Origin of the sequence: Oceanobacillus sp. J11TS1, assembly GCF_018333215.1 — a bacterium.
GTDB lineage: Bacteria > Bacillota > Bacilli > Bacillales > Amphibacillaceae > Oceanobacillus.
The window spans coordinates 19,443-32,213 of record NZ_BORO01000002.1 but is presented as its reverse complement, the minus strand read 5'-3'; the positions used below and the strand labels follow the sequence as shown (position 1 = coordinate 32,213).

Annotated in this window: 14 protein-coding genes and 1 other annotated feature; all 14 genes read right to left on the bottom strand. The window is 37.7% G+C overall.

The genetic code is table 11. From position 1 onward, the window contains the following. Window positions 1–220 precede the first annotated feature (220 nt). Complete coding sequence (gene pyrR, locus KI343_RS02360; RefSeq protein WP_212924837.1) at window positions 221–769, bottom strand: bifunctional pyr operon transcriptional regulator/uracil phosphoribosyltransferase PyrR; 549 nt, start codon at window positions 767–769, stop codon at window positions 221–223. A gap of 160 nt (window positions 770–929) precedes the next feature. Beyond that, window positions 930–1,841 carry an RluA family pseudouridine synthase gene (locus KI343_RS02355; protein ID WP_212924836.1) on the bottom strand — a complete coding sequence of 304 codons (912 nt, stop codon included), beginning with the start codon at window positions 1,839–1,841 and terminating at the stop codon, window positions 930–932. Further along, a complete protein-coding gene (gene lspA / locus KI343_RS02350; RefSeq protein WP_212924835.1) occupies window positions 1,838–2,308 on the bottom strand; it encodes a signal peptidase II in 471 nt (156 codons plus the stop codon). The genes KI343_RS02355 and lspA overlap by 4 nt, the downstream gene beginning before the upstream one ends. Before the next feature lie 308 nt (window positions 2,309–2,616). Beyond that, a complete protein-coding gene (gene ileS, locus KI343_RS02345) occupies window positions 2,617–5,373 on the bottom strand; it encodes an isoleucine--tRNA ligase (protein ID WP_212924834.1) in 2,757 nt (918 codons plus the stop codon). Window positions 5,374–5,601: 228 nt separating this feature from the next. Continuing rightward, window positions 5,602–5,818, bottom strand: a binding site (T-box leader). A gap of 76 nt (window positions 5,819–5,894) precedes the next feature. Further along, window positions 5,895–6,398: a DivIVA domain-containing protein gene (locus KI343_RS02340; RefSeq protein ID WP_212924833.1), complete on the bottom strand. Its 504-nt coding sequence runs from the start codon at window positions 6,396–6,398 to the stop codon at window positions 5,895–5,897. 78 nt (window positions 6,399–6,476) lie between these two features. Next, window positions 6,477–7,253 carry a YlmH family RNA-binding protein gene (locus KI343_RS02335; RefSeq protein ID WP_212924832.1) on the bottom strand — a complete coding sequence of 259 codons (777 nt, stop codon included), beginning with the start codon at window positions 7,251–7,253 and terminating at the stop codon, window positions 6,477–6,479. A 161-nt stretch (window positions 7,254–7,414) separates the two neighbouring features. Beyond that, entirely contained in the window at window positions 7,415–7,675 is a 261-nt protein-coding gene (locus KI343_RS02330) for a YggT family protein (RefSeq protein WP_212924831.1), read from the bottom strand. A 6-nt stretch (window positions 7,676–7,681) separates the two neighbouring features. Beyond that, window positions 7,682–8,128: a cell division protein SepF gene (locus KI343_RS02325; RefSeq protein WP_212924830.1), complete on the bottom strand. Its 447-nt coding sequence runs from the start codon at window positions 8,126–8,128 to the stop codon at window positions 7,682–7,684. A gap of 18 nt (window positions 8,129–8,146) precedes the next feature. Further along, a complete protein-coding gene (locus KI343_RS02320; protein WP_212924829.1) occupies window positions 8,147–8,824 on the bottom strand; it encodes a YggS family pyridoxal phosphate-dependent enzyme in 678 nt (225 codons plus the stop codon). A gap of 2 nt (window positions 8,825–8,826) precedes the next feature. Beyond that, window positions 8,827–9,657: a peptidoglycan editing factor PgeF gene (gene pgeF, locus KI343_RS02315; RefSeq protein ID WP_212924828.1), complete on the bottom strand. Its 831-nt coding sequence runs from the start codon at window positions 9,655–9,657 to the stop codon at window positions 8,827–8,829. A 72-nt stretch (window positions 9,658–9,729) separates the two neighbouring features. Continuing rightward, entirely contained in the window at window positions 9,730–9,990 is a 261-nt protein-coding gene (locus KI343_RS02310) for a YlmC/YmxH family sporulation protein (RefSeq protein WP_212924827.1), read from the bottom strand. A 159-nt stretch (window positions 9,991–10,149) separates the two neighbouring features. Further along, window positions 10,150–10,932, bottom strand: a complete 783-nt coding sequence (gene sigG / locus KI343_RS02305) for an RNA polymerase sporulation sigma factor SigG (RefSeq protein WP_212924826.1) — start codon at window positions 10,930–10,932, stop codon at window positions 10,150–10,152. A 120-nt stretch (window positions 10,933–11,052) separates the two neighbouring features. Further along, window positions 11,053–11,772 (bottom strand): RNA polymerase sporulation sigma factor SigE, encoded by a 720-nt coding sequence (gene sigE, locus KI343_RS02300; protein ID WP_212924825.1) that lies wholly within the window; start codon window positions 11,770–11,772, stop codon window positions 11,053–11,055. A gap of 15 nt (window positions 11,773–11,787) precedes the next feature. Continuing rightward, window positions 11,788–12,708 (bottom strand): sigma-E processing peptidase SpoIIGA, encoded by a 921-nt coding sequence (gene spoIIGA / locus KI343_RS02295; protein ID WP_212924824.1) that lies wholly within the window; start codon window positions 12,706–12,708, stop codon window positions 11,788–11,790. Window positions 12,709–12,771 lie beyond the last annotated feature (63 nt).

Below are 12,771 nucleotides of genomic sequence, written 5' to 3'. Positions count from 1 at the left end.
ATATAATTTTTTACTCATTTCTTGAAGTGGGAGTCTTACAAAAGCCCTTCGATGGGACGAGTAATCGCAGTCCCAGTCCCAGTCCCAGCAAGTTACACTGCGATAAAAAAGTGCAAAAAAAACTCCCTGCAAAGGTTGCAGAGAGGTAGACGAATACATCAAATAAGCATTCGTTTCACTAAACAACCTTTCAAATCTCTCTGGATTTGATTAAAAGTTATCATATATTCTTTTCGTAAATGGAAACCAGGTCAACTTGGTCTTCTTCACTTAGTTGAACAACTACAATTTCCTGCTCTGAGGTAGGGATATTTTTCCCTACATAGTCAGCTCGGATAGGAAGCTCACGATGCCCCCGGTCCACTAATGTACCAAGCTGTATAGCAGCTGGTCTGCCAACATCCATTACCGCATCCATTGCCGCACGGACGGTCCTTCCTGTATAAAGAACATCATCAATCAGGATCACCTGCTTGTCTGTAATATCCATGTTAATAGAAACCGAATTGATTTGTGGATCCTCATGGTTATTTTTCTTTTCCAGATCATCCCGATACATGGTAATATCTAATTCACCAAGCGGAACTTCAATATCTTCAATTTGCTTAATTTTTTCTTGAATACTTTTTGCTAGCGGGACACCTCTTGTTTTGATTCCAATCAAAATGAGGTTCTCTCCACCTTTATTCTTTTCTAGAATTTCATGAGACATTCTAGTCAATGCTCTATTTATAGCTGCAGCATCAAGAATCTCTGTTTTTTTCTTCATCGCAACGGCTCCTCCCACATAAAAAACCCTTTTCCTGGAGATGGAAAAGGGCATACGTACACTTTAGAAAACTGCTTATCGTATCCTTTCTAGCCTCACAGGACTATTGTTAAAGGTCTTTAATTGTCATCACTTATTATGTCAAAATTTGATGTGTCTGTCAATACATTTTACGAATTTGGTCGAGCGTTTCCATAAAGATAGCTGGGGGAGCTGCTTCAAATTCCATCCATTGTTCCGTTCTAGGATGTATAAAGCCAATTTGCTTTGCATGAAGTGCTTGGCCTTGGACATCGAATGATTTTCGCTGGCCATATTTTGGATCACCTACAAGCGGAAAACCAATATACTGCATATGAACACGTATTTGATGCGTTCTGCCAGTCTCTAACTGACATTCAATATGTGTATAGTCTGAAAAACGCTCTAATACACGAAAATGCGTAACTGCTGGTTTCCCATTTTCAACGATACCCATTTTTTGACGGTCTTTTGGATCTCTGCCAATTGGCGCGTCAATTAACCCCGTCTCATGCCCAATTTCCCCATGAACAATGGCTTCATAAGTCCGTTTCAATTGTTTTTCTTGTAACTGTTCCGATAAATTTTGGTGGGCAAGATCATTTTTCGCAACAACTAATAACCCGCTTGTATCCATATCAATTCGGTGTACAATCCCTGGGCGTTCTACCCCATTGATCCCAGATAAATCTTTACAATGGTACAATAAAGCATGTACCAATGTACCCGTGTGGTGACCTGCGGAAGGGTGTACGACCATTCCTTTTGCTTTATTAACTACCAATAAATCCGCATCTTCATAAACAATGTCTAACGGAATATTCTCTGGCTCGAGCACAAGAGGTTTCGTTTCCGGAACTTCCCATCTAATGGTTTCCCCTGCCTGACATTTTTGATTGGCTTTAACCTTTTCGCCATTCAATGTCACATGTCCTTCTTCAATCCAACTTTGAATTTGAGAGCGTGAATGGTCCTGCAGCAAATCAGATAGAATTTTATCGACTCTTTTTTTGCTCTCTGTTTCTGATACTATATGCTGGTTTACTGTCATTTTTTCTCTTTGCCCCGCTTTCTTTCATCCAGTATAATTGCAATGATTACAATAATCACACCAATCGTGAGTGCAGAATCAGCAACGTTGAATATTGGAAAATTATAATTAAAAATATAGAAGTTCGCAAAATCGACTACTTCTTGGTATAAAATACGATCAATAAAATTCCCAATCGCTCCCCCTATTAACACACCAACACCTATAGCAATCAGGCGATCTTGTTTTCCATGTGTATGTAAAAAGTATATTAATCCGGCAATAACAATCACTGTTATAATGTAAAATAGCCCCATTTGTCCTTCTAAAATGCCCCATGCAGCTCCGGAATTACGATGCGAGGTAATATAGAAGAAATCATTAATAACTGGGATGGATTCACCCAGCTCCATTCTGGTTGCAACAAGCCATTTTGTCCATTGGTCTAATCCAATAAGGACAATGGCAATTAGATAATATCTCCACATGTTCATTTCTCCAATCTAATCGGAAGTCTTTCTTATCTTATCCTTTCTGCTGTTAATTTTCAAGAAACAACAATATAGAAAGAATATAGATAAAGTGCGTGTTCAGTTTTCAATGGGACGAGTAATCCCAGCAGTCCCAGTCCCAGCCCTATCGGAAAAGACACGTAAACGCAGAAATTCGCCGCTTATCATTGGGGTACTTTTTGAACATCCTCATAAAGGGGCCATCATGCTTGTTTAGATATTAAGAGGAGGGATAATTATATAAACGCCTAAAAAAGAGCCAGCTGGCTCTTTTCCAAGAAATTTTAGTTAGTATAATTTTCTTTTACAACGTTAGCACATCTGGTGCATAGCCCTGGATGATCTTTGTCTTCTCCTACTGTGTCAGAGGCAACCCAGCAGCGTTCACACGTTTCACCCGGGTGCTTTTCAACTGCAACTTCTACATAGTCGTATGCTTTTCCAATTCCTTTTTCATCAGAGATTACTGTTTCGGAAACAATGAAGTACTGATGTAAATTAGCCACATTTTCAAGCACTTGTTTTGTTTCTTCATCAAGTGGAGCTAATCGAATTTTCGCTTCTAATGATTTCCCGATAACTTTCTCACTTCTAGCTTCTTCTAGAGCCTTTAATACATCATCTCTTACTTCCATAAAGTGATCCCATTTTTCCACAACATCTTCCAAACCAGCTACTTGGCGCGGTTCAGGAATATCTGTTAAATGAACTGTTTCCGCTTCTACACCCGGAATATACTCCCATACTTCTTCCGCTGTATGTGGAATAATTGGCGCAAGCAGTTGTACAAGCGTTGTTAGAATTTCATAATACCCTGTTTGAATACTGCGGCGACGTGGATGATCTGCAGCTTCAATATATAGGATATCCTTCGCAAAGTCCAGGTAAAATGAACTTAAATCTACCGAACAGAAGTTATGAACCTGATTAATTACTGGAGCAAATTCAAAGTGTTCATAATTCTCGCGTGCACCTTTTAATACTTGCTGCAAGCGATAAAGCATATAGCGATCGACTTCTTGCAAGTCCTCATCTTTCACACGGTCCTTACTAGGATTAAAATCAGCAAGGTTAGCTAATAGGAAACGGAAAGTATTTCGGATTTTACGATAGCTTTCGGATGTTTGTTTTAAAATATCGTCTGAAATACGTACATCTGCTTGATAGTCAACACTTGCTACCCATAATCGTAAAATATCGGAACCCAATTGTTTTTGTACCTTCGAAGGAACAATGACATTTCCTAATGATTTACTCATCTTACGTCCATTTCCATCAAGAACAAAGCCGTGACTGATAATATTTTTATATGGTGCTTTACCAGTTACTGCTACAGATGTAGATAAGGATGAGTTAAACCAGCCACGGTATTGGTCACTGCCTTCTAAGTATACATCAGCCGGACGTTTATGGTCTTCTCTATTCATAAGGACGCCTTCGTGGGAAGAACCTGAATCAAACCATACATCCATAATATCTACTTCTTTTGTAAAATGACCATTCGGACTATGTTCCGAAGTAAAGCCTTCTGGTAATAGATCTTTTGCTTCTCTTTCAAACCATACATTGGAACCATACTCTCTGAATAAATCAGAAACATGTGATATAGTTTCATCCGTAATGATTGGCGTACCGTCTTCTCCATAGAATACAGGAATAGGAACACCCCAAGCACGCTGCCTAGAAATACACCAGTCTTCACGATCTCTTACCATGTTGTAAAGTCTTGTTTCCCCCCAATGAGGATACCAATTCACATTTTTAATTTCTTCGAGAATACCTTGTCGGAAATCCTTAATCGATGCAAACCACTGAGAAGTCGCACGGAAAATGGTTGGTTTCTTTGTTCTCCAATCATGTGGATAAGAGTGCGTGATAAATTCTAGTTTTAATAAAGCACCCTTTTCATCCAATAATTCTGTAATGGCTTTATTTGCTTCATCATAGAATAAACCTTCAAATCCTGGTGCCTCTTTTGTAAATACGCCTTTCTCATCAACTGGACAAAATGCATCAATATCGTAGTTGCGGCAAACATAAAAGTCATCTTCCCCGTGACCAGGCGCAGTATGCACACATCCTGTACCTGCATCTGTTGTAACATGTTCGCCAAGCATCACAAGGGATTTGCGATCGTAGAATGGATGCTGTGCTTCTACACGATCAGCTTCTTGACCTTTGAATTTCTTGACAACAGTTACGTCATCCCAGCCTAAGACCTCTTTTACGTCCTCTAATAGAGCTTCCGCAACAACATACTTTTCATCGTTCACCTGTGCTACGACATAACTTAAATTTGGATGTAAGCTGATTCCTAAGTTAGCAGGAAGCGTCCAAGGAGTTGTTGTCCAAATAACAATTTTCTCGCCACCGTCTAATACATCTTTTCCATCTGTTACTTCAAATGACACATAGATAGAAGGAGAGCGTTTATCCTGATATTCAATTTCCGCTTCAGCAAGTGCAGATTCAGAGGATGGGGACCAATATACAGGCTTTAAACCTTTATAAATATAGCCTTTTCGTGCCATTTCTCCAAATACCTTGATTTGAGAAGCTTCATACTCTTTCGTTAATGTAATATATGGATTATCCCAATCTCCACGTACTCCTAATTTTTTAAATTGTGTACGCTGACTATCAATTTGTCCAAGCGCATATTCCTCACAAAGTTTACGAAATTCTGCAATAGACATTTCTTTTCGTTTTACTTTCTTTTTCTTTGTTAAAGCTGTCTCAATCGGCAATCCATGTGTGTCCCACCCAGGAATATAAGGAGCATGATAACCAGTCATGGATTTATAGCGTATAATAAAATCTTTTAAAATTTTATTAAGCGCGTGTCCGATATGAATATCTCCATTCGCATAGGGAGGTCCATCATGTAAAATAAATAATGGTCTTCCTTTTGTACGTTCTAAGTTTTTTTGATACTGGTTATTTTCTTCCCAATTTTTTTGGCGCTCCGGCTCTTTATTTGGAAGATTTCCCCGCATCGGAAAAGCTGTTTTTGGCATTAATAGTGTTTGTTTGTATTCCAAGATATACCCTCCTGTTATTTTCATCATTTCAGTCTAACAATATAGTTTTTATCACGGATAATCATCCGTAAAAACCCACGTCTCAAGATAAAGAGTAAAAATAAATTTATTTAGACGGGAGATAACGGACGCTAATTTCCTGATTCACTCAGGCTAATTCAGTGGAGAAGAACAAAACTTCCACTCAATGAAGCTTCATTTTATATACAAAAAGAGTCCTCTAATCCCTGAAGGGACGAGAAGACTCGCGGTACCACCCTTATAAATTTAATGACTGGCATTAAATTCACTCGAAATCCGTAACGTGGACAGACGGCTACTACTACATACATTCATAATAGCTACTCCAGAGTGATTTTCTAAAAGACTTCTGCATTAGGCTTACACCATCCCTAACTCGCTTGCCCAGAATATACTTTTATACTTTCTCTTTCACTGTATTATTAAAAATTATAAAATTATTGTCGAAAAAAACTTTACTTGTATGAATTATATGTAATATACAAGTCTAAGTCAAGCCTTTAAGATTCATGCTCCATTAATTCCAAGTCTTCATCTATTTCTGTGTCAAATAGCTCTTCCCAGTCATCTGTACCGAGCATTTCTAATTGCGCTTGAACTAGCATACGCATTCTAGAACGAAATACTTTTGCTTGCTTTTTAAGTTCTTCAACGTCCAGAGAAATTTTTCTTGCTTTACTTAATGCTTCATTGACAATACGGTCAGCATTTTTTTCTGCTTCTTTAATAATTAGTTTTGCCTCTTTTGTTGCACTGCCTTTAATATCTTCTGCCGTTTCTTGAGCCACTAAAATAGATTTATTTAACGTTTCTTCAATATTTGTAAAATGTCCTAACCGCTCCTGAAGCTCTTTTGCTTTCTGATCTAATTCATCTCTCTCACGGAGAACAATTTCATAATCCTTCATCACTTGATCAAGAAATTTATTTACTTCATCCACGTCATAGCCTTTCCAACCTCTTACAAATTCTTTATTATGAATATCTAATGGTGATAATGCCACCATCTCCACCTCCCTGATCGGTTTCGATATACCAATTCTCTCTTTATTATTCATCATCTTCTGCTAAATTGCTAGTATTTATTGTAACATTGCAGCAGTCATTTTAATTTTATCTTTCTTGGTTCTTCCTCGAATTTCTACTATTTTACTTCGTCCCTTCCCACGTACAGAAAGCATATCCCCCTCCTGCATTTGGAATTTCACATCATCCACTACACGATAATTTACTTTTACGAGCTGTTTTTGGATAAATGTGGCTGCATCCTTGCGGGATAATCCATATATCTCTTTAATCACTGTATCTAATCGTAATGAAGAAATTGTTTTGTCATACGCTTTCCAGCTCTCTTCCTTCACCATAAGCGATTGCAGTGATTGTTCGGTAAAGGATATCCGAGACTTTTTAATAGATGTTAAGTTCAGCTTGATATAAGGTACGACCTCTTTAGCAGCAAGCAAATGAATCTTTCCTCCTGCTATCATAATATCCCCAAGTTTTTTACGTTTCACACCCTGTGACAAAAAAGCACCCATTACATCTCGATGTTCCACTTTCATGAATTTTTCTGGATAGGCTGCCTCTAGAAGTTCAACTTGAAACATATCCTCTGTAATGGTGTCATAGATAGGTGCAATCACGATTCTTTTTCGCTCACTGTATTCTGATCCACCAAAGGCTTCGACTTGTAAATCGTCTTGACTCGTGCCTAAAAGCATACGTACAACTTCTTGTTCGCGTGGATCCAAAAAATCAGTCAGCTTCGGGATATAAGTTCGCTCTACTTGTTCTTTCCAGGAAAGAACTTGATCAATAAAAGGCTGTTCTTCTTTTCGAAAATGCTGATAAACTTCCATGGTCATTCCTTTCATTAAAACCTTAAAAGAGGCTGTTTTTAAACTCCGGCAAAAATGACGTATCGGGCAAAGGAACTTCTACTAAAACCGCCTACGTCTTGTTGTGAATCTAAAAGTTACCGCCCCGCGTGAGTCTTTTTATCTTTCTTTTTGAACATGTCCTAAAGCATGTATGCAATTTGCAGAAAACCCTGTCGTGCAAATTGTAACAGGATAATAGCGACAATTGGAGAAAAATCAATCATACCAATCGGCGGAATGATTTTACGGAAAATTTCTAAGTAAGGCTCACAAATTTTCCCGAGTATTTCTCCAAATTGGGATTCTCTTGCTCCCGGAAACCAAGACATTAAAATATACACTATAAGTGCAAAGCTATAAATGCTGAGACCAAAGCTGATTAGTGAAACAATTTGTACCATCTACTGCTACCATCCTTTATCGTATTCTTCCTGCTCATATAACATTTCAGAAATACTTCCAGATACTTCAACGTTATCTGGAGTGCAAAGAAATGCTTCTGATCCTAATTTCTGAATATCGCCTTTCACGGCATAGACTGTCCCGCTCAGAAAGTCAACTATCCGTTTAGCTTGCTGACGGTCAACGCGCTGCAAATTTATAATAACCGCGCGTCGATTAACAATGTTATCTGCTATGTCCTGAGCTTCATTATAATTTCTTGGCTCCGCTAAAACAACCTTTGAGTTTGTTGTTTGTATACTGGAAAGGTTCACAACATTTTTACTTGCGACAGCTTTTTCTTGAACCTGTGGGGGGTACTTTTCTTCCTTGTCCGCTTCTTCCTCTACATATTCATACTCATATTCATCATCTAGGGTAAAATAATTTTTAAGTCTTTTTTTAAAGCTCATCCACAGCACCTCGCTTTATTATTCTTTTCCAACTAGTTTTGTCCCTACCCGAATATGTGTAGCTCCTTCTTCAATAGCAATTTCATAGTCATTACTCATTCCCATAGACAAGTATTCACATGGTGCATAATCCAAATGTAGTTCTTTTATATGATCGCGCAATAAGCGTAACTTCTTAAATAGCGGTCTCGTTTCCTCTGGATTATCAAAATGCGGAGCCATCGTCATCAAACCAACAACACGAATATTCTCATATTCTGCTAATTCTTTAATAAAAGGCTCCACCTCTTCCACAGCTAGTCCATGTTTCGATTCCTCACCACTAACATTTACTTGCACAAAACAAGGAACTTTTTTCTCACTTCGCTTATTAATTTCTTTTGCTAAAGATTTCCTGTCTAGTGAATGAATATAATCAATATGATGAATGATATCTTTTACTTTTCTTGTTTGTAAAGTTCCAATAAAATGCCAAGTAGCATCTGCTTGAATCTCTTCAAATTTCGCTAAAAATCCTTCATTTCTATTTTCACCTAAATGAGTTATCCCCGCAGATATTACTTCTCTTGTACGTTCTATTGTAACATATTTCGTTACAGCGATAATATTGATATCTTCTTTATTTCTGCCAGCACGCTCTGCAGCATGTTGTATACCTGCTTCAATTTCTATTAGATTTTCTTTCACTGAAACCATTCTTAATCCTCCATTACATCTCCTGTTTCTCGGAAGCCTATAAATCCTAGCATTCTCCCTGTTTTTCCTTTATCGCGTCGATGAGAAAAGAAAAGGGTCTCATCTTGGGAAGTGCAATAATTTGTTACCTCTATATTATGACGAAAGACACCAGATTGTACAAGAATATCGACATTAAGCTGTTTTAAATCAATCAAAAATTGGTTAGGCGATACTTCTTCTGTAAATTTTTGTCTTTGTTCGTTATTAAGGTGAGATAGCACAAAATGATCAACCACATAATTTCCCTTAGAAATACTTGGACCTACCGCAACTTTTAAATCCTTGACAGAAGCACCAGCATCCACTAATTTTTGAACCATTTTTTCGGCAATACTGCCAACTGTTCCTTTCCAGCCAGCATGCGCAATGGCTGCTAACCTTGTTGTTGGATCAACAAAGAATAACGGAACACAATCCGCAAAAAAAGCTGCTGCAAGTATATGATGAGCTTCATTGGTAAGCAGTCCATCAACTCCTTGAACACTGGAATCCACAGCAATACTTCCTTTTCCAGCATCTGTTGTACTTAATTGATAAATATTTGTTCCATGTACCTGTTCCCCCAAGGCCCAGCGTTGAAGCGGTATGTGAAGTTCCCGGCTAAGAATTCTTCGGTTTTCCAATACTTTTTCCGTATCATCGTGGACATGGAGCCCCATATTCAATTGCTGGTAAGCTCCTTCACTTACACCGCCATTTCTTGTGGTAAAGCCTGCAACCAAACCTGGAATTTCCTCTTCCCATGAGGATAAATGAAGTCTCATCTTACTTTTGAGTTTAAATGGCTCCATGTTGGGTTCCCTCTTTTCCATTCTAATTCAATTTTGTGTCTTATTTTAACACATTATATCGATTATTTCTCCTTAATCTTCCGTATACAGTTCAGGTCCTTTTACTTTCTCTACTAGGATCACATCTTCACCGATACGTACTATCTTTTCCCACGCAATAAAAAGTTCCCCCGCTTTGGCGAACATTCCTGTTTTTTTCCCTTTTGCTTCTGCAATTATCGCAATAATCCTTCCTGTTCTTCCGTCTATCTCTAGGTCGATAATATGCCCCAAACGCGTTCCGTCGTCCATCACGATTAATTCTTTCATTTGTAATTCAGATAACTTCACCATGCCAGATCCCTCCCTTCTTTATTCTATGCATAGAAACATCCTTTTTTTCATAGAAAATAAAGGTGGCTAATGGTAATAACTTATCCTCATTACGCATACTTGCAATTGACATAGAAAAAGCCTTGCATCACGGTTACCCATAATGCAAGGCTTTTTAGCTTATTCAAACATTTGCTTATTCATTTGATGGATAGCACCTTTTTCAAGTCGAGACACTTGCGCTTGAGATATTCCAATCTCGTCAGCCACTTCCATCTGTGTCTTCCCTTGAAAAAAGCGTTTATTTAAAATCATTTTTTCTCTGGCATTTAATCGAAGCATGCCCTCTTTTAATGAGAGTTTATCTACCCATGACGAATCTTTGTCTTTATCATCGCTTAACTGATCCATAACAAAAATGGGATCCCCGCCATCATTGTAGATCGGTTCAAAGAGAGAGACGGGGTCTTGAATGGCATCCAGTGCAAAAACAATGTCAGCCTGCTCTACCCCCATTTCCTTGGCTATTTCTGCCGGAGATGGATCTTTTGATGTTTTACTAATCAGCTGCTCTCTAACTTGTAAAGCTCGATAAGCAATATCACGCAAAGACCTTGATACACGAATTGGATTATTATCGCGCAAATATCTTCTAATTTCACCAATAATCATTGGAACAGCATAAGTGGAAAAACGCACATTATGCGATAGATCAAAATTATCAATGGATTTCATTAAACCAATACAACCGACTTGAAACAAATCATCAACATATTCACCACGATTATTAAATCGTTGAATGACACTAAGAACAAGGCGCAAATTGCCATTTACGAGTTCTTCGCGAGCTGTTATATCATTTTTTTCTTGCATTCGAATAAATAATTTTTTCATTTCATCGTTTTTAAGTACTGGGAGTTTGGATGTATCCACCCCGCATATTTCAACTTTATGTCTTGCCATTCCGAAAACCTCCCCAATCTTAGATGCTGTTCAAGGACAGTATCTCCTGGGGAAAAGTTTTTATGCAGGAAAATCCTGTAAAACAAGACGTCATAAACGATGAATAATTGTTATATCAAGCTATACCATTTTGTTAAATTCTTTTTTTAATCGACGGATAATTTTTTTCTCTAAACGGGAAATATAAGACTGTGAAATTCCCAACATATCCGCAACATCCTTTTGCGTTTTTTCGTCCTCACCGATTAAACCAAATCGTAATTCCATAATTTGTTTTTCACGTGCGTTTAATTTTTCTAACGCCGATTTTAACAAGGTTTTATCAACATTTGATTCAATATTTTTGGTGATAATGTCCTCTTCTGTTCCAAGCACATCAGATAATAAGAGTTCATTGCCATCCCAGTCAATATTCAGCGGTTCATCAAACGAAACCTCTGTCTTTAATTTATTCGTTCTACGTAAATACATTAAAATTTCATTTTCAATACAACGAGAGGCGTACGTTGCCAGTTTAATCTTTTTTTCAGGATTAAACGTATTTACAGCCTTAATTAATCCTATTGTCCCTATGCTGATCAAATCCTCAATGTTAATCCCTGTATTTTCAAATTTTCTAGCGATATAAACCACCAATCTAAGATTTCTTTCAATCAACATGGATCTAGCAGCTTGGTCCCCTTCAGGCAGCTTCTTTAATAATTCATGTTCTTCCTGCTTTGTTAAAGGTGGCGGCAATGCCTCGCTTCCACCAATATAGTAGATTTCTTTCGGCTTAATGCCAATCTTTCTTAAAAACTGATACCATCGTAACTTTAATTTAATTTTCCAAACAGACACTTGAGTCACTCTCCCTTATGCAGATTGTGTAATAGATTGCTTGATTACGAGCGGATGTAATAAACAATGATATTGCCCGTCCTTTTCCAATACTCCAAATTGAATTCCAATTAATACATTCGCTGCCTGTAAAATCTCATTATTATAATAAATAGTGAGTTCTTCAGCTCGAATTGCCAGCATGAAAGAATGGGCACCATCAACTCCTTGATAAGGAATAACATGAAATTTGTCTTCCCACCTCTTTGGTAATTGCTCTAGGTCAAGATGCTCCTTAATGCTACGGAGCTCTTCCCACTCTTTTTCTTCAAACCACTGCTTTAAAAAAGGTTGATCACAAATAACCACAGGCTGTTTGGTTAAAGGATCGATCAACTGATTTCCACTATCAATATAGCCAATACTTTCAAATGATTGATGATTCATCGTCAATCTAATTTTATACATTTGGTCATATTTCACTTGTTCACCAACGTGCTCGTCCATTCTTCGTTTTGTAAATAACCAAATAATCGGAAAACCGATAATGACAAATAGCCAACTGACAGGATCTCCATAACCCTGATTAAAAGTGATAACACCATCTAATGTAACTGTGATAGGACGTTGAAGAAAAAAATGAATAGCCATTAACCCGCCTCCAATAGCAAAGGAGACAAAATAAAAAAGAAGTGTCAGCTTGATAAATCGATATAAATTCTTAAAACCAAATGTACTAAAAATAATTAAGAGGGAATAAAACATTTTCCCAACAAAATGGTCTAAAAATGAATTAGGATAAAAAATCGTCAGTGGAACAATGCATGAAGCAATAAATGCGCCAAAAAAAAGGCGTACTTTCCTGGTTGCATTACGAGCAAGTATTTGAACAAGCATCAGTAGCATTAAATCCACCATGAAGTTCAGTGCCCAAACTACATCTAAGTAAATGGACAATCCCTATTACCCCCCTGCCTTATTCAGAAAAGCACAAATCGACCTCCTGCAGGCTAAGAACGC

Coding starts and splice junctions, on each gene's coding strand:
- pyrR (WP_212924837.1), bottom strand. CDS start 769: ATGAAGAAAAAAACAGAGATTCTTGATGCTGCAGCTATAAATAGAGCA.
- KI343_RS02355 (WP_212924836.1), bottom strand. CDS start 1,841: ATGACAGTAAACCAGCATATAGTATCAGAAACAGAGAGCAAAAAAAGA.
- lspA (WP_212924835.1), bottom strand. CDS start 2,308: ATGTGGAGATATTATCTAATTGCCATTGTCCTTATTGGATTAGACCAA.
- KI343_RS02335 (WP_212924832.1), bottom strand. CDS start 7,253: ATGGAAGTTTATCAGCATTTTCGAAAAGAAGAACAGCCTTTTATTGAT.
- KI343_RS02330 (WP_212924831.1), bottom strand. CDS start 7,675: ATGGTACAAATTGTTTCACTAATCAGCTTTGGTCTCAGCATTTATAGC.
- KI343_RS02325 (WP_212924830.1), bottom strand. CDS start 8,128: ATGAGCTTTAAAAAAAGACTTAAAAATTATTTTACCCTAGATGATGAA.
- KI343_RS02320 (WP_212924829.1), bottom strand. CDS start 8,824: ATGGTTTCAGTGAAAGAAAATCTAATAGAAATTGAAGCAGGTATACAA.
- pgeF (WP_212924828.1), bottom strand. CDS start 9,657: ATGGAGCCATTTAAACTCAAAAGTAAGATGAGACTTCATTTATCCTCA.
- KI343_RS02310 (WP_212924827.1), bottom strand. CDS start 9,990: ATGGTGAAGTTATCTGAATTACAAATGAAAGAATTAATCGTGATGGAC.
- sigG (WP_212924826.1), bottom strand. CDS start 10,932: ATGGCAAGACATAAAGTTGAAATATGCGGGGTGGATACATCCAAACTC.